The 16,637-nt window shown below is 36.9% G+C and carries 16 protein-coding genes; 1 reads left to right on the top strand and 15 read right to left on the bottom strand.

Going from position 1 to position 16,637, the window contains the following annotated elements; all coding sequences use genetic code 11:
* Positions 1 to 163: 163 nt before the first annotated feature.
* Positions 164 to 607, bottom strand: coding sequence for an Rrf2 family transcriptional regulator (locus J1899_RS02430; RefSeq protein WP_214477308.1), 444 nt, complete (start codon positions 605 to 607; stop codon positions 164 to 166).
* Between the two features lie 275 nt (positions 608 to 882).
* On the opposite strand from J1899_RS02430, the gene hmpA reads away from it, so the two are divergent.
* Positions 883 to 2,079, top strand: a complete 1,197-nt coding sequence (gene hmpA, locus J1899_RS02425; protein ID WP_214477306.1) for an NO-inducible flavohemoprotein — start codon at positions 883 to 885, stop codon at positions 2,077 to 2,079.
* A 111-nt stretch (positions 2,080 to 2,190) separates the two neighbouring features.
* Here the strand turns inward: hmpA and J1899_RS02420 are convergent, their stop codons facing one another.
* The 14 genes from J1899_RS02420 to J1899_RS02355 form a co-directional block, all read right to left on the bottom strand.
* Positions 2,191 to 3,630, bottom strand: a complete 1,440-nt coding sequence (locus tag J1899_RS02420; protein WP_214477303.1) for a glycoside hydrolase family 1 protein — start codon at positions 3,628 to 3,630, stop codon at positions 2,191 to 2,193.
* A 123-nt stretch (positions 3,631 to 3,753) separates the two neighbouring features.
* Positions 3,754 to 5,022: a sensor domain-containing protein gene (locus J1899_RS02415; protein WP_214477302.1), complete on the bottom strand. Its 1,269-nt coding sequence runs from the start codon at positions 5,020 to 5,022 to the stop codon at positions 3,754 to 3,756.
* A 329-nt stretch (positions 5,023 to 5,351) separates the two neighbouring features.
* Entirely contained in the window at positions 5,352 to 6,173 is an 822-nt protein-coding gene (locus J1899_RS02410) for a DUF4097 family beta strand repeat-containing protein (RefSeq protein WP_214477300.1), read from the bottom strand.
* A 30-nt stretch (positions 6,174 to 6,203) separates the two neighbouring features.
* Positions 6,204 to 6,944: an SDR family NAD(P)-dependent oxidoreductase gene (locus J1899_RS02405; RefSeq protein ID WP_214477298.1), complete on the bottom strand. Its 741-nt coding sequence runs from the start codon at positions 6,942 to 6,944 to the stop codon at positions 6,204 to 6,206.
* A 15-nt stretch (positions 6,945 to 6,959) separates the two neighbouring features.
* Positions 6,960 to 8,234 carry an aminotransferase family protein gene (locus J1899_RS02400; protein ID WP_214477297.1) on the bottom strand — a complete coding sequence of 425 codons (1,275 nt, stop codon included), beginning with the start codon at positions 8,232 to 8,234 and terminating at the stop codon, positions 6,960 to 6,962.
* Complete coding sequence (locus J1899_RS02395) at positions 8,221 to 9,705, bottom strand: hypothetical protein (RefSeq protein ID WP_214477295.1); 1,485 nt, start codon at positions 9,703 to 9,705, stop codon at positions 8,221 to 8,223. The genes J1899_RS02400 and J1899_RS02395 overlap by 14 nt, the downstream gene beginning before the upstream one ends.
* Before the next feature lie 303 nt (positions 9,706 to 10,008).
* A complete protein-coding gene (locus tag J1899_RS02390) occupies positions 10,009 to 10,164 on the bottom strand; it encodes a thiazolylpeptide-type bacteriocin (protein WP_082851772.1) in 156 nt (51 codons plus the stop codon).
* A gap of 43 nt (positions 10,165 to 10,207) precedes the next feature.
* A complete protein-coding gene (locus tag J1899_RS02385) occupies positions 10,208 to 10,363 on the bottom strand; it encodes a thiazolylpeptide-type bacteriocin (RefSeq protein ID WP_151575816.1) in 156 nt (51 codons plus the stop codon).
* Between the two features lie 33 nt (positions 10,364 to 10,396).
* Positions 10,397 to 10,552 carry a thiazolylpeptide-type bacteriocin gene (locus J1899_RS02380; RefSeq protein WP_082851772.1) on the bottom strand — a complete coding sequence of 52 codons (156 nt, stop codon included), beginning with the start codon at positions 10,550 to 10,552 and terminating at the stop codon, positions 10,397 to 10,399.
* A complete protein-coding gene (locus J1899_RS02375; protein WP_214477293.1) occupies positions 10,518 to 11,519 on the bottom strand; it encodes a hypothetical protein in 1,002 nt (333 codons plus the stop codon). The genes J1899_RS02380 and J1899_RS02375 overlap by 35 nt, the downstream gene beginning before the upstream one ends.
* A 17-nt stretch (positions 11,520 to 11,536) precedes the next feature.
* Positions 11,537 to 12,367 (bottom strand): SagB/ThcOx family dehydrogenase, encoded by an 831-nt coding sequence (locus tag J1899_RS02370; protein ID WP_214477291.1) that lies wholly within the window; start codon positions 12,365 to 12,367, stop codon positions 11,537 to 11,539.
* Positions 12,345 to 13,268, bottom strand: a complete 924-nt coding sequence (locus J1899_RS02365; RefSeq protein WP_214477289.1) for a thiopeptide-type bacteriocin biosynthesis protein — start codon at positions 13,266 to 13,268, stop codon at positions 12,345 to 12,347. The genes J1899_RS02370 and J1899_RS02365 overlap by 23 nt, the downstream gene beginning before the upstream one ends.
* Positions 13,269 to 13,280: 12 nt before the next feature.
* The gene (locus J1899_RS02360; protein ID WP_214477288.1) at positions 13,281 to 15,233 is read right to left on the bottom strand and encodes a TOMM precursor leader peptide-binding protein; all 1,953 of its coding nucleotides are present in this window, start codon (positions 15,231 to 15,233) and stop codon (positions 13,281 to 13,283) included.
* A 2-nt stretch (positions 15,234 to 15,235) separates the two neighbouring features.
* Positions 15,236 to 16,600 (bottom strand): hypothetical protein, encoded by a 1,365-nt coding sequence (locus tag J1899_RS02355; protein WP_214477287.1) that lies wholly within the window; start codon positions 16,598 to 16,600, stop codon positions 15,236 to 15,238.
* Positions 16,601 to 16,637 lie beyond the last annotated feature (37 nt).

Below are 16,637 nucleotides of genomic sequence, written 5' to 3'. Positions count from 1 at the left end.
AATCTTTACACAAATTCGAGTGCAGAAGGGGTTGTGGGTTTTAGGGACAGGTCCATCGACCCGGTTTGGCGTTGCTTAGAGAGACAGGTTTCTCCTCTAATTTAGGTAATCATACCTATCCAACGCGTAAAAAAAATGCCTCCCAAAAGCAGCAGCTACATGGTCAGACATCTCTATTTCCAAATAAATGATTTAATTCTACTCTATTTAAAACAAAATCTTCTAATGTATATCCATTTAAAACATTCAGGAAAGCTTGCAATGCCTCGTATAGGGCGTTTTTCAATTTACAAGCCGGTGAAATTGAGCAATAGCCTTCTCCCTGTTTAAAACAGCCAACAATGTGAAAGTCTTCTTCTGTTTCGTAGACTACCTTTCCAATATTAATATCCTTTGGGTCTTTAGCAAGACGAATTCCCCCATTTCGTCCGCGTATAGTTTCGACATATCCTAATTGTCCTAAGTGATGAATAATCTTCATTAAATGATTCTTGGAGATATTATAAGAATCCGCTATTTCTTGAATGGTGCTTAATTCCTCAGAACCCTTTAGAGCTAAAAATATTAAAACACGGAGAGAATAATCCGTATAGTTTGTTAGCCTCATCCTTATGAATGCTCCTTAATTCGTTTCCTAGTATTATATCTAGAAAAGCCGACAAGTGGCAAGCGCAAGCGAATCTGATATTTGTCTGGTTTCCCAATATTTCTAAGCGCAGAAGCAATGGTTCTTCATACATCAAACCAGTCAAATATATTTAATTCCCTTCTTAAATGTGACAACTTTTCAAAAGATGTATATAAAATATATCTTTTATTGCCACTATTATTATATTATAAACATGCATATAAAATACATGTTAACCCAGAGGGGATGTTATTATGTTAAGCCAAGAAACGATTAAAATCATTAAAAGTACAGTTCCTGTTCTTGAAAAACACGGCAAAGAAATTACAACCCATTTTTACAGTCAAATGTTATCTAAACACCCAGAGCTACTGAACATTTTTAATCATGCCAACCAGAGGGAAGGCCGTCAGCAGACTGCTTTAGCAAATACTGTTTATGCAGCAGCTGCAAATATTGATAACTTAGGCGCAATTATTCCTGTTGTTAAGCAAATTGGACAAAAACACAGAGCACTTGGCGTACTGCCAGAACATTATCCAATTGTAGGAGAAAATTTATTAGCTGCCATTAAAGATGTTTTGGGAGATGCAGCTACCGATGAGATCATCAATGCTTGGGCAGAAGCCTATGGAGTAATTGCTGATGCGTTTATTGGCATTGAAGCAGAAATGTATAAAGAAGCGAAGGAACAGCCAGGCGGATGGGATAGATTTAGAAACTTCATTGTTGAGCGCAAAGTAAAAGAAAGTGATGTTATCACTTCGTTTTATTTAAAGCCTGAGGATGGTTTGGACATTGCCTCTTACCAAGCCGGCCAGTATCTTACTGTAAGAGTTCAGCCTGACGGAGATACATATACCCATATCCGTCACTATAGCTTATCTGCTGCACCCGAAAAAGACTATTACCGCATAAGTGTAAAGCGTGAAGAACAAGGTGTAGTGTCTTCTTATCTTCATCTGGATGTTGAGGAAGGAGATGTTTTGGAAGTTAGTGCTCCGGCTGGTGAATTTATGCTGGAACAAAACGAACTTCCAGCAGTTTTAATCAGCGGCGGTGTCGGATTGACTCCAATGGTCAGCATGCTGCACACCATTATAAAAGAACAGCCTAACAGAGAGGTTACGTTTATTCATGGTGCTTTGAACGGTAATGTCCATGCTTTAAGAGATGAAGTTACAGAGGCTGCAAGTAAATCAAAGCATGTGAAAAGTTTTGCAGCGTATTCCAATCCAACTGAACAGGATCGAAAAAATCAGAATTATGATAAAGAAGGTTTCATAGATTCAGAGTGGCTTAAATCAATCGCTGGAACTTCTCAGGCAGACTTTTACTTCTGCGGCCCTGTGCCATTTATGAAAAAGATCTATGCTGCTCTTAAAGAATGGGGTGTACCATCAGAGCAAATGCATTTTGAATTCTTTGGACCTGCTGGTGAAATTGAATAAGCAGCTGCACTATAAATGGAATTAGCCCGACTGATCAGCCGGGCTAATTCCATTTTACAATAAGAAAGACCGTATAGATTTACTATACGATCCCACATCTCATAGAAAATATTAAAGATTTTTCCCGTTAGAGCTGATAACATCTTTATACCAATAGAAAGATTTCTTTCTCTTTCTCTCTAGCGTGCCACTACCATCATCATGCTTGTCTACATAGATGAATCCATATCGCTTAGAATATTGTCCGGAGGAATTGCTCACTAAGTCAATGCAGCCCCAAGTGGTATAACCAATCAGGTTGACACCATCTTTAATGGCTTCTGCCATTGCTTTTATATGATCCCGCAGGTAGTCAATGCGATAATCGTCATTTATACTGCCATCTTCTTCAACCTTATCGTATGCTCCTAATCCATTTTCAACAACCATTAAAGGCTTTTGATAACGTCCATATAACTCATTTAATCCGATCCGCAGTCCAGTTGGGTCGATTTCCCAGCCCCAATCACTTGATTGAAGGAATGGATTTTTTACACCGCCAATTAGGTTTCCTTCCCCAATCTCTTCTGCTTTCTTTTCTTTCTTCTCTGTTCTGGACATATAATAGCTAAGGGAAATAAAATCAACTGTCCCTTCTTTAATTAATTCTAAGTCACCTTGCTGCATATCAATTTTTATATCATTTTCCTTGAAATACCGTTGAATAAATGTCGGATATTCCCCGCGAACTTGTACGTCTCCACAGAAGAAATTAAAGACTCTTCCTTCTTCTAGTGCGTACATGACGTTTTCCGGATTACTATCATAGGAATAGGTCGGTGCGTAAAGAAGCATACAGCCAATTTGTGAATCTGGAATTATTTTATGGGCAAGTTTTACGGCGATCGCACTTGCCACAAATTGATGATGAAGACCTTGAAAGCTTTCTTGTAAACGGGTTTCATCACTTGTTGCAGAAAAACCCAGACCAAAGAGCGGAAAATGTGTAGCACTATTGATCTCATTAAACGTTAACCAATACTTCACTTTATTCTTATAGCGGTTCAATATAACCGTAACATAGCGCTCGAAATATTCAATTAGCTTTCGGTTCTTCCACCCGCCATATTCTTTAATCAAATGTAATGGTGTTTCATAATGGGCAATGGTTACCAGCGGCTCAATGCCATACCTTTCAAGTTCATCAAATACACGGTCATAAAAGGCTAAGCCTTCTTCATTTGGCTCCTGTTCCACACCTTTCGGAAAAATGCGGCTCCAAGCAATACTCAGACGAAATACCTTAAAACCCATTTCCGCAAACAAAGCAATATCTTCCTTATATCGGTGGTAAAAATCAATTGCTTCATGGTTGGGATAGGAGTATTTCTCTTTATCCATTTCAAAGTCAAAACCAGCCTGCGACAAAAGCTTCAACCGAGCTGGTCCGCCAGGCAGTACATCTGCAAGATTCAGACCTCTTCCACCCTCAAGATAGCCGCCTTCTATTTGATTAGCCGCAGTTGCTCCACCCCATAGAAAATGTTCCGGAAAACCTTTTTCATTCAGCATATTATTACCTCCTATAATGGTAGGACTAAAAAACCTGCTGGTGACAACCTTTGTAATGTTCATCCCAAAATTAGCATGCACCAGTTATGATCAAATCATAGATATTGTATTATAAAAAGATTTCTAAAAGCTGCCTGTATAATTGTTTTTTCCATCTCTTTTAACCTCATACATAGCATGATCTGCTTTATTGATTAATGTCGCCACATCAGTTCCATCGTCTGGATACATACTGATGCCGATACTCCCAGTCATTTGAAACGTATGGCCATTAAGCGCAATAGGCTGCTGCAGTGAATCTAAGATTCGCACTGCCTCTGCCTTCACTTCCAATACATTGTCTGGATTCTCTAAAATAACAATGAACTCGTCGCCTCCATAGCGGCAAACAAAAGTGGTTTCCCCAACACACCTTTTAATTTGTTCTGCTGTTCTTACTAAAATGAGGTCTCCTGTTTGATGACCGAACTGATCATTAATGTCTTTGAAGTTATCTAAGTCGATAAACAATACAGCTGCTTTTTTGTGTTCCATCATCTCATTCATTATTTCTGATACTTTTTTATAGAGAGAGCGCCTGTTAGGCAAATTCGTTAATGCATCATAATACGCCTGATATTCGATCACTCTTTCCAGTTCTTTTCTTTCTGTTATATCGTGCGCAATTGTAGAAAGGAATTCGACCCTTCCGTTGTCAGATTTATGTGCCACAATCATTTGCGAAACCGGTACCTGTTCCCCGTCACTTTTAAGAATGGAGGTTTCCCCTTTCCAATGCCCATTCGCTATTGCAGCCGGAATTCCATTATATTTAATTGTCTCATTCAGCCATCTTTGTTTCGCTGTTTTACTGCCCGATTGTTCTTCACTGATTCCCAGCATTCTGCGTGCTGCCGGGTTGTAATATAAACTATTTCCATCTGTATCTAATGTTGCTATGAAGTCTGGAGAAGCTTCAATTATATCTAAAAGCTGCTGCTGTCTGCGCTCATTTTGCTTTCTTTGCGTAATATCCCGATCCATCCCCCTATAGCCTATACAATTCCCGTCGTCATCAATAATAGGTGATCCGCTTGTTTCTAATATCACTTCATGTCCATCGCGGTGCAGATTAATATTCTCCAAGCTTTTAATAGGAAGCTTATTGACAACATGATATGCAAAAATAGAACCAATCTTCTCTGCTTCCTTTGGATCCATTAAATCAAATGGAGTTTTGCCGATTACCTCACAAGGTTCATATCCTAATATATCTTTTACTCTAGGACTTGCATACGTATAAATGCCTTTTTCATCAACTTCCCAAATCCAATCACTAACATGCTCTACTAATACACGAAATCTTTCTTCGTCAGTCCATAAATGTGCTTTCTCTTTAGATAGATTTTCCATTGTGCACCATCCTAAAGTGTTAAACCAATAGGATTATTATAACAGATACTAGGGGAGATAAATGAACTAGGAAATTGCATTTTTAGCAGCCTTTTCACTAACATTTCCATCTAATATCTCACTAACATTCAGATTTATAATACATAAATTAATAAAAGCAGCCTTCCAAAGCTCGAGTAACTTAAAATAGACTTCTTTTTTTATTGAATTCATACTATACATGTCTAATTAATGTCATACTTCGAAAAAATACTTTATTAACTCTTTAAACGGCAAATAAATTAGTTCTCATCTACTTAACTGGTAAACCAATTTTTAGAATAAGATTATTAATAAGTTTCAATTTTCACTTTACCAGAGTTAGTATCCATTTTTATTATCGGAGATGTTTCTTCTGGGTTATTAATCCGCCCGGATAAAATATCTCCATCGTCCAGCTGAAGATCAAACTGATCATCAACACTGGATGTATCGGTATTTACATTTGTCTCAATAAAAAAGGATGCATCCTGTGGTGACAGGATCGTTATATCTCCAGAAGTATTGGATATAGAAAGGTTATCTTTCAATTCTCCCATTTCCATCATAAGATTGCCAGAAGTCATTTCTATGTCACCTTGACCGCTGATATTATACATTTTGATGTCCCCGGAGGTAGCCTGAACAGTAAACTTCTCTCCCATAAATCCGCCAATATTATGATTACCTGATGTTGAGATTAAATTGAAGGATTTCGCCTCAATGGGAGACGTGCTAAGTTCCTTGCTAGTTACATTGATGTTTACTTGTTCATATTGCTTTTCCGGTATTTGTACAGTAAGCTCGAGGCCAGATTCAACCCATTTCGTACTGATTTGTTCTGCAACTGCAGCATGGAATGTGCTTTCTTCTATCCCCGTTTCGAGAATACCGTCCTTATCTTCCTCTTTCCCAGCATAGGTACCATTTAAATGAACCGAAATCTTATTATCATCCACTGTATCTACAATTAATTTTGTACTTGGTGCATCGATATTGATGGTATGAATATCTTTAATTTCCTCTTCGCTATATTGATAGGATTGGGAGATTTTCTCACCTTCAAACGGCTGGCAGCCAGTTAATATAAAGGCAGCGGCAGCTAAAAATACATAAGAACTTATTTTCCTCATCCAATTAACTCCCTTATTAAAGTATGTGGACTATTGAATTGTCCAGCCTCCATCAACAATTAAATTATGCCCGGTAATCATACTGGAGGAATCAGAGCTCAAAAATTCAACTGCATTCGCAACATCTTTTGGTTCAGCATAAGAACCTAATGGGATTTTTGTTAATTCCTGATCCAAAAATTGATTACTATACAATAAATGTTTATTTTTCTCTGTAAGAACAAATGTAGGAGAAACGCAATTGGCTCTTATTTTATATGGTGCCAGCTCTAATCCAAGAACTTTTGTCAGTTGAACCAGGCCGGCTTTACTTACGCAATATGGCACTCTCTCTTTGTTGGCAGCAACAGCATGCTGCGATGAAATGGTGGTAATGGATCCATTTATAGAATGAAGAATCATATTTTCTGCGACAGCCTTCGACAGCAGAAATGTCCCAACCCAATTAATATTCATGACTCTTCTCAAATCCTCAGCGGTCCACTCAAAGAAGTTTCTTAAAATATTAATTCCGGCAACGTTTACTAAATCATGGATAGGATAATTGGCGAGAACAGACTTAGTGAAAGCTGTTATGTCTTCATCTTTTTCTAAATCGAGTACAAATGTTTTGACCCTTCCTTCTTCTTCATTCTTAATTATTTCTATTAGTGTATCCATTTGGCCGGAAATCTCTGTAGCTATTACTTTATAATTCTTTTTTAAAAACACTAAAAGTATTTCTTGCCCAATCTCGCTTGCCGCGCCCGTGATTAAAACTGTCTTAGCCATACTTTTTTCTCCCATTTAACTATATTGAATTTGTTTTACGATGGTATTTTTCAAAATAGTGACCATTGAATCGATTTGGTCAAGCGTTACAATATAAGGCGGAAGCAGCATGATTCCTGTTGAGTATTTATTATTATAGGGATAAGCCAGCAAGCCTTCTTCCTTTAAGTCTGTAACAAACTCAAGGACCTTGGAAAAATCATTTTCCATTTCTAATTCTATTCCAATCATCAGACCGTGTATTCTTACTTCTTTAATAAAAGAAACTTCCTTTTCCAATGCCTCTATTTTTTGTTTAAAATAAGCTCCCTTTCGGTTAACGATTTCACCATAATTTTCTCTCTCTAAAATTTCGATTGTTTTAACACCAGCCGCACAGCAAAGTGGGTTAGCATTCTGCGTCGAAAAGTGGTTAATAAAGTCATGGTCTTTGATCATTTGTGCAACTTCATTGCCAATCAGGACTGCCCCAAGCGGCAAAACGCCATTGTTTATTCCTTTTGATAAACAAAGTATATCCGGCTTCATATTCATTTCCTGATAAGCAAACTTAGATCCAGTACGATAAAAACCAGTGCTTATTTCATCAAAAATCAATAATACATCATACTGCTCGCACAATTCTTTTAACCTCTTAACATATGCATCAGGTAATTTCACAACACCCGATACGCCAAGGATCGGTTCAAGCAGAAACCCTCCTAATTTCTCTCCGTATTTAGTGAAGAACTTTTCTAAAGATTGTATAGCAGCCTGTGTTGTCTGCTTTGACTCAAACGGAATTGGCAGATAAGCAAATCCCTGCAGCATCGGCCCATAAGGTCCATAATATTCCCGATCAACACCCGTTGCGGTCATTGAGCCGTAATGTGTTCCATGATAGGACGTTTCAAATACGGCAATGTATTTTTTCTCATGCTTTTCCTTTGCAGCCTGATGCCTTCTAGCCAGTTTAATAGCTAGTTCTACAGCTTCTGAACCTGTACATGTAAACATGGTTTTAGCAAAATCACCATCTGCAAAGTGTATTAATTTGTCTGCCAGTTTATACACAATATCTGTACAGCATGTCCAAGGATTAATGAAGCCAACTTCCGCCAATTGTTCTGCAATGGCTTGCTCGATCTCTTTATTTCCATGTCCTAAAATGACATTCCACAAGCCGCCAATCCCGTCCAATAGTTCTTTATCACCGCTATATACATAGACACCCTCTGCTTTTGTCACGTTCTCTATTTTCCCATAATCTTTACGAGGCAGTATTGGATGTATGATTCTATAATCGTCCATTTGCATGCTCCTCCACCCTTTTAACGTTTATGCTAATTCCAGCTTTTTCACCAAACAGATTAGCCATGGATAAAAGCTTTTCAAACGAGTTTCCATTTAAACCGTACGTTTTCATCATAAATTCTTGAATATTTTCCCTGCTCTCTTCATAAATAGAACCTTCAAGGATAACAGCAAGCGGGGTATTTATTTTATAAAATTTCATAGAGTGATTTATAAATATATAAACTTCATCTTTTATTAAAAATAGAAAAAAACTCTGATAACTAACAGGCTGGTCTTGAATATGATCTGCTTGGTAAAATAGTTTCTTTTCTTTAGTGGAAAATTGAATCACATCTGATTCTGCTAATTGATCTAATCTGCTATTCACAAAACTTTTTAATATATTTCTGATTCTTATGTAATCTTGAACAAAGACTTGCTGCTGGCGGATCTGACAGTATGTTTCCTTTAGTTCTGTTTCAGCCATCATTTTGACACAGCTTGGACAATGATGAACCACTGGGCATATGCTGCAATTAGATAAAATAAAGGCTTTCGAATAACGTTCCTCAAATAAATCATTTAATGATTGATGAATGATTTGATCAGGCTGAACGGTATAGCAAACAGGTGAATTCAAAACCTTCTCACCGTCTCCTAAAGCCATCCTCGTTCCTGTTTTTAAGGAGCACATCGATTTTTGTGCCCACATGCATTCATCTTTTATATGAGGCAGTATTTCTTTCACTGACATAAAACCGCCATTATAGAAATCATTCAATAGGCTCGAAAACATCTCAAAGTCTTCGTTTGTATTCATTGTTAAAAATATTGGATTGTCGGTATGGTTAAGTTTTGTTTGGCTGCTGAAATATTCGTTAAAGCCAAGCAGGGTAAAATTCTGGTTATAAATTTGGTTTTGAGTATGTATTTTGACAGAGAAACCATCATCAATCTCTTGAATTTGCAATTGTGCAATTCCAAACCAATCAGGATGATGGGTTCGTTCTTCGGAGCGGAATATGATTGAAGAGTTAATATTACTAGAGTGCAATAAGCGCTGCTGTGTATCATGATGCGGCATTATATCTGCTGTTTCTAAGAAAAGATGCTTTAATTTTGTATAATGAAAATGCGGCGGATACATACCTGTAATAAAGGTCTTGAAGCCATTTAACAGAGAGTTTATAAGCGGACTTTCATTAGCTGGCTCAAATACTTGCTCGATCACATGAATATTACCTAAAGAGGAACTTCTCTCTTCTAAAAGCTGTAACATTCTATCGATAATTCTGCCATTTGCTTTGTTTTTAAAAAAGATGTATTCACTAAAGCGGTCTTGGGTAAGAAATGCGATCATCTGCTGATACGATTGAAGTTTTATCTTCCTTTCTTCCTTACTTAAAAGAAGGGGTTCTTTATATGTTAATTTAATGTCAAATAATCCGCTGGCCTCTTGATTAATATTTACCAAGTATTTCCTCATGGTTTAACTCCTTCATAATAAGTAAATAAAAAAGATAACGATATTTTTAGAGACTCTTATAGCTCACATATAATTCACATTAGATTTTTGTTTTTTCAGATTTATGATAAGATTACTTTTATGAGACGTATGATGACCTATATAAGATGTATGATCATAATCCGCTTTGCATATAATGTGAATAGCGGATTACGAAGCAGCTGCTTCTGGAAGGGCAGTTACATCAATAAGCAGGAATTGATACTCTCAGAAAGAGGAGACTGATCAATGAACATTCCCAGTGTCCATTGATCAGTCAAATCATCAAGTACAGCAAGAAGAGCAGCAAGAGCTGGAGCCGCATGTTGAGTAAACATTGTCTCCTGAACTTCCGCTTGATGCAGCTGTTTCTGGAAGGGCAGTTACATCATCAAGTTCGATTACTTCAAAATCCAAATCTAAATTCAATTCGTTTTTCATCTTTTTCACCTCCTAATATTGATGTGATGATTTGATTCCTTCATTAAGTACAGCAAGAAGAACAGCAAGAGCTGGAGCCGCATGTTGAGTACACATTGTCTCCTGAACTTCCGCTTGATGCAGCTGTTTCTGGAAGAGCTGTTACATCATCAAGTTCGATTACTTCAAAATCTAAGTCTAGGTTCACATCTACCTTCATTTTTTTCACCTCCTTAATTGTTCTGTTCGTTCATCAAGTACAGCAAGAAGAGCAGCAAGAGCTGGAGCCGCATGTTGAGTACACATTGTCTCCTGAGCTTCCGCTTGATGCAGCTGTTTCTGGAAGAGCAGTTACATCATCAAGCTCAATTACTTCAAAATCCAAATCCAAATTCAATTCGTTTTTCATCTTTTTCACCTCCTTTCAGGTCCATATTCATACAAACTGGACAAGCCATATTTTTTCTAATCTGCTTGTATGCAACATAATCATTCTGTAAATCAAAAATAAATTGCTTTCCTATAGTACTTGAGAAGCCGCTATTGTACTGATAAGATTCATCGATCATCAGATCCAGCATCTCAGATTCTATTGCTCTAAAAAAATAATCTTTTAATTCATCATCTGTTGTACCAGCACTGGCACTATGTTCAATTATTTTTTCATCAATTGAATCAATACAATGGAGGCACCCATGAATTTTTTGATTTAGTCTTGGCCCCATTAACATTCTTTGTTCTTTCAAGTCTAAGGTAAAAGCCAGAATAAATGGATTCCTTTCACCCAGTCTATATATCTGCTGCTGCTGAAAATAGCTTAGCTCTTGATTAGCTGCTATAATGACCCATCGGTTTTTTATTTCATGATGGAATACATCCTCATTCAGCTTTGAGCAGCTGCCAATTTCTATTAATCTATTTGTAAATGGAAGATCTATAAATTCTTGTGAAATGATAAAATGAAAATGATCTTTCTCTGTTTTTCCCACTAAATTCTGATATAAATGATAATGCTCCCGAAGGCTGATCATGTCTTGATATTGGGATAAACCATTATAAAGCCAATTTCTAACCTTATAGTTTTTAAGCTTAATGAAGATCTTGTCCTTTAAATGTCTGATCAGAGCCAGTAAATTAGACTGCCTGCCCGCTAATTCAATCTCCCTCAGCTGGTGCTCAACGGCTGAACCGCTGGACCATTTTTGAAGGATAACGAGCTCTTCAGAATGCCAATTATGTACAGGTATTTTATACTTTGGAAGCTTAGAGCTTTTATTAATTATGAGTAAATGATCGTCCATTAGCTGCAATTCATAATATGGATCAATTCTATGATTAATGGAAATAAGATTGTCTAATAATTGTGCTGCAGCCAAATGAACCCCTCCCTTATCTATCCTAAAGCGACCATATAAATACAACTGCTCTCCCGATTATCAATTTCTAAAAATTCTTCTGCCTTATCTTCATAAAAGCCGCACATTGGCAAAGATTTTTTTTGTAAAATCGTCGCAGCTAATTGAATGTTTTGTCCAATATGCCCAGCCTCAATAGTGGCCAGCCTTTTACTTAAGAGTCCATACTTTGCAAATGCCCATTTATAATTGGCAACCATGAAAGTTAATATTTTCGTGTTCTTGAATGAAAAAGGAAATTCCAGTTCTAAATTCGTTATTGGAGAGAGCTCTTCAAGCTGCTCCAGTGCTGATTTCCCTTTCAATCGCTGTATTAAATGATCGTCGCCATGATATTTATATAAACCCTCTTCTAATCCTTCGACATCTTTCAAATAGAAGTAGAGCTCAATCGGAAGCATCGATCCGCCTGATGGATATGTTCTAAGCTTTAATGTTTTATGTGCTGATTCACCATTTTTATTTATATAGGGAATTTCTTTTTCTCCCGATACACCAAAAGAGAGGTTCATCCATTTGAACACTTCATCTTTTGACCATTGACAGTCAAATTCAGCTAGTGAATGTGTACGCCGATCTAAGAAAACTCTAGCCTTTTCTTCCACACTCTCTTTTTTCAGCAGGGGTATTTCGATTATGTCAGCTGATTCACTTTGTAATTGATGTGCCGGAAAATCATAGTGGTGATTTGGTCTTTGTTCTTCCCACAGATCATGGATGATTTTATTTTGCTGCTCCATCTGCTGAAAAAGCTCAGAGTCAAAGAAAGAGTAATGTATTTTATTTTTATATTCCCGCAGGGTTTTCAAGGACAGCCCCTCCTATCCCGGACTGATTACTGCTAAAATGCTGACTTAAATAATCACTGATACAGTATTCAATAAACGGAGAAATCCCAAAGCGGTTATTTGTCATATGTATATGAGAAGCAGCAATTCTATGAATATATAATTCATCCTCTACAGCTTCCCTTACTTGTACCAGTTCTTTTTTCATTAGTTGAATATATGTTTTTACAGTGCCATTATTATTTAGTGCAGCGTAAAATTTGGATATACTATTCTCATTAGCAGCAAATAGTTTCATCACGTCATTTGTTTCATGACCAGCGGCAAAGGATTCCCAATATTTCTTATAGAAGATCGTAAATTGTTTATTATCCTCCATATCCTCGAACTCCAGCAGCTCTTCTATTAAGATCCTTGTAAGCGCAAGTCCTGCAATAAACTTTTTAGCAGAATCTGGCTTTAATGTTTTCAGTAAGCAGCAAATTAACTCGCTTGATTGCATAAATATCGACTCTGAATAACTCATAACCTCTTTTCCGCCATACCGGGAAATTTCCGGCAGGTACGGGATGTTTTGCACACTCCGATGATCATACCAGGGCAGTTCTTCCATCGAAATGGTTTCACCGTCAAATTGATGGTTTTGATAGTAATTTGCTTTAGTCAGAGGCTTTTCATCTGGTGTGTTTGCCCAGTATAACTTCACATGATTTTCGATTTGTTCAATCAGCAAATCCTGCTGTTCCGTTATAAATCGCAGGCGGAGATGTGGTCCGCCTTCCCAATATCGGATAAAAAACCATTTCTGTACCAGTCCGGAATTTTTATAATCCGTCATTTTTTCATATATTGATAGAATGAAAGGATCATAATTTCTCATATCATGGTCAAAAATATGCAAGGAAACCCATTTGTTATTCATACAATCCTCCTTTTAAGGGAATGGATGCGGAAATGGATTAACATCCCTCTCATCAATTGGCTGATGTACTCGTCCTGCCATTACAGGACCCTGGATAATTCGATCCATGTTCAAACGGCGATATTGATGTCCAAAAGTCATTGTTAACATGCCAGGAACAAATACTTTTACACATCGAAGATCAAATGATTTGATAAAATCACCCGAAATATCAACTGCATATACATCATCATAATGCTCAAATAAACGATCCATCAGCTCATTTAAATCAGCTGTTAAATCAGCATGTTTAAAATGATCGGTTGTATACCATTCTGGATATAATTCATTTAATGTTTTCTTTTGTGTACTATTTAATAAAAAGTCTAGCCGCTCCAATGCTTCAGGGTGTGAATAGAGCAATACATGATCCTGAAATTCAGTCGCTTTGTCTCCATCCGAAAAGATTACATTCTTCCTTTCTACCAAATGCTCTTCCCCAAACACTTTATTGTAGACAGGCACTGACGAAACAACTTCAATAAATGCACTCATAAGAGCTTTTTCAGGATTAAAATGACACCCTGCAGCTGAATATGTCTTAACAACTGCATCTTCATTTTCATTCACCATAAAAGCCCACACAGAAGGAATACCCAGCTCCATCGTCGTATCATAAAATGTCACTCTATAGCCATCTGCCTCAATAAGTCCATGTAAAATTTGAAAATCTTCGTCTAACCCGCTAATGTCTATTTCAGTAAGATCTAATCGGTTATACCAGGAAACTAGAAAATTATCTCTCTCAATTACTTCAAACAACCCATAAAGGACCGCCTCTTCAATCGTTGATCCTAAGGCACACCCATTCGATGTTTCATACACAAAACGCTTCGGTTTATCTCTTACTAATTCATCCTTATAAAACACCATTTGCTCTGGCATCAGAACAGACTTCTTTTTCTTAAATGAGTACCCCCATACCCATTGGAACTTTAAATCCTCAGAATAATTGTGCAGCCTAAAGTATTCATTTTTTAACGCATCATCATGCAATGTCAGTTCATGAGGATTTATAGCATATTCTTTTACTTCATTATAAGAAGCGTAAATTCGGCTGAAGGATTTTCGGTTTACTACATTTGAATATCGCTCTAAAGCCTCTAAATAGGCGGATAACTCTGAGCTTTGAAAATCAAAGGTGCGTCCAAATGCTCCTTCATTTGCACCTTGTTCAATATAATTTTCAGTTCCCACCATCGGAACATATTTAGACTCTACTTCAAAGTAACTATGCATCGTTTTACCTGTTTTTAAATCGACCATTCTTTCCTTAAAGACCTTCGGATCAAAGTCTTCCCGTAATCGATATTTGTCTTTCGCAGGCTTTAAGCGGCTTTTTAAGTGAATGGATCCAAGCTCCTCAGAATCGTCTGGCAGATGAAAACATGAATCACAATATTCATTTTTATTTATTTGATGCTCTTGAATACTTTTCTTGTCATCATTAATGACAACGATTTTATTTGTGATCTCTTTTGGGCTCTGGAGAAAAATCTGCAGCCAAGAGATCAATTCCTGACATACAAAGGTGATGAATTCCTTTCTCCAGATTAAGTGCTTTTCACCAAGAAAATCTGCACTATAATCATAATTGCGATATAAAACCATCAGCTCTTCTGGCTGGTTGACAGACAAGCGTTCATACAAACAATCAATACAGCTGCTATTTTCCGTATAAAAGGGACCAATTGTTGCTGTTTCAAATAATAAATTTGCCCGCAGGTAGCTAATCCCATGCTCCTGACAGTACTTTACAGCTTCTTTTTCATAATTATAGTCAAAAAAGTCATATAGCCCGATCAGAATACTATTGGGATTAACATCCTTTACATTTTTCACAACATGAAGATCGTTTTGCATCCTAAACTGATAGATGAACTCATTTTGCAGTACAGACTCGCGGTCTAATATAAAAAGCTGCACTTCTATTCACCTCCCGCTTCCCCATAAGCATTTTGAAAGCTGCCCAGCTTTATTTTCAAACATTTAAGATTTGCTTTTTCAAGGTAATGGTTATATTTCCAAGGTGATAGATGAATCGTTAAGTTGTTCGCCCGCAGGAAATTTTCTGTCTCTGTTCCTACATCCTCGGAATGATCAAGAACACTGAATTCTGCCATAATATTTTTTATAATGGCACCGTGATTAAAATCGAATTTTCGATTATCTTCCTTGATGCTCATTTTGTTCTGAATAAATTTTGCATAAAATTGCTGTACACCGTTATTCAATAACCTATTAGCGTTCACATCATAATCGGTCAGCAGGACGTACCCATTTGCAGCCATCTGTATACAATAAAAATTTGTACCTTGTATATGTTCCAGTACGATTTGAACATCCTGTGCCGCAGCATGATCTTTATGAACATTAAGAATCATATTTAATATTTCAGAATCCAGTTCCTGTTCATTTAACTTAGTATGAACACTCTCTAGTTGAGCCGGGAAGTGATTTCTATAATAATGGAAGATTAAAGGAATAACTCCTTTACTATATAGTTCTTCCGCATTAGAGCAGCATAGCCAATGACAATCTTCACCGTCAGGTTCAGCTTCACTTAACATTTTGCTCATCCCCTCTTTAAATACATGGAACAATGCATGGAGAGGATGAGTATCACTGTATAAATGAGAGACTTCTTTGTGCTCCTTCATGTATGTAAATTGTGCAATATTAAACGGCACCTGCTTTAAATCACCATATCCAAAGCCCCCGAACAAATAGGGAGTTTGCTTTATAAAATTCTTTAATTCTTTTATAGGTTCATGTAAAAATTTGTTCTCTTTAAAATGAAGCAGTTCTTGCTGATTCTCCATTTCCCCCACACTGACAAGATCATCTACTATATTCACCGGGGTAAATCGATCAGAATCATCATCATTCACAGTAAATAAATGCAGTTTCGATTGATCAATCTGACCTAATAAACAATAGTCTATAGAGTTTTTTAAATTCATAGAATGAATCGGCTGAATATTTCCGCTTCGTATCTTCAAGTCTTTGCTTAGGATAAAACTTAAAATGGATTGTTTCATTCCAATAAAGATATATGGAACCGTCTGTATTGGCAGCACCACTATAAGAAGGCTGGTCCCATCTGTTTTATGAATAGCCTCTAACGCATTCTCATGATCTGATGCCTGTTCCAATATATTGATATATTCATAATCAGCAGGCTGCTTTAGCGAGTCTGTTCCCTTCGCACTTAGAAACTTATTCATGAAAAGATTTATTTGATCATGCTCCAGATTAGCGATATCACTCCGTGAAAGTATCATCTTATTCATATCTGGAAACACCTTATTTAAAGCAGTGACGGTTTTT

Source organism: Cytobacillus gottheilii (genome assembly GCF_018582665.1).
Taxonomy (GTDB): Bacteria; Bacillota; Bacilli; order Bacillales; family Cytobacillaceae; genus Cytobacillus; species Cytobacillus gottheilii.
The sequence above is the reverse complement of the archived record's forward strand: the minus strand, read 5'-3'. Positions and strand labels throughout refer to the sequence as shown.

Coding starts and splice junctions, on each gene's coding strand:
- J1899_RS02430 (WP_214477308.1), bottom strand. CDS start 607: ATGAGGCTAACAAACTATACGGATTATTCTCTCCGTGTTTTAATATTT.
- hmpA (WP_214477306.1), top strand. CDS start 883: ATGTTAAGCCAAGAAACGATTAAAATCATTAAAAGTACAGTTCCTGTT.
- J1899_RS02420 (WP_214477303.1), bottom strand. CDS start 3,630: ATGCTGAATGAAAAAGGTTTTCCGGAACATTTTCTATGGGGTGGAGCA.
- J1899_RS02415 (WP_214477302.1), bottom strand. CDS start 5,022: ATGGAAAATCTATCTAAAGAGAAAGCACATTTATGGACTGACGAAGAA.
- J1899_RS02410 (WP_214477300.1), bottom strand. CDS start 6,173: ATGAGGAAAATAAGTTCTTATGTATTTTTAGCTGCCGCTGCCTTTATA.
- J1899_RS02405 (WP_214477298.1), bottom strand. CDS start 6,944: ATGGCTAAGACAGTTTTAATCACGGGCGCGGCAAGCGAGATTGGGCAA.
- J1899_RS02400 (WP_214477297.1), bottom strand. CDS start 8,234: ATGGACGATTATAGAATCATACATCCAATACTGCCTCGTAAAGATTAT.
- J1899_RS02395 (WP_214477295.1), bottom strand. CDS start 9,705: ATGAGGAAATACTTGGTAAATATTAATCAAGAGGCCAGCGGATTATTT.
- J1899_RS02390 (WP_082851772.1), bottom strand. CDS start 10,164: ATGAAAAACGAATTGAATTTAGATTTGGATTTTGAAGTAATCGAACTT.
- J1899_RS02385 (WP_151575816.1), bottom strand. CDS start 10,363: ATGAAGGTAGATGTGAACCTAGACTTAGATTTTGAAGTAATCGAACTT.
- J1899_RS02380 (WP_082851772.1), bottom strand. CDS start 10,552: ATGAAAAACGAATTGAATTTGGATTTGGATTTTGAAGTAATTGAGCTT.
- J1899_RS02365 (WP_214477289.1), bottom strand. CDS start 13,268: ATGAATAACAAATGGGTTTCCTTGCATATTTTTGACCATGATATGAGA.
- J1899_RS02355 (WP_214477287.1), bottom strand. CDS start 16,600: ATGAATAAGATGATACTTTCACGGAGTGATATCGCTAATCTGGAGCAT.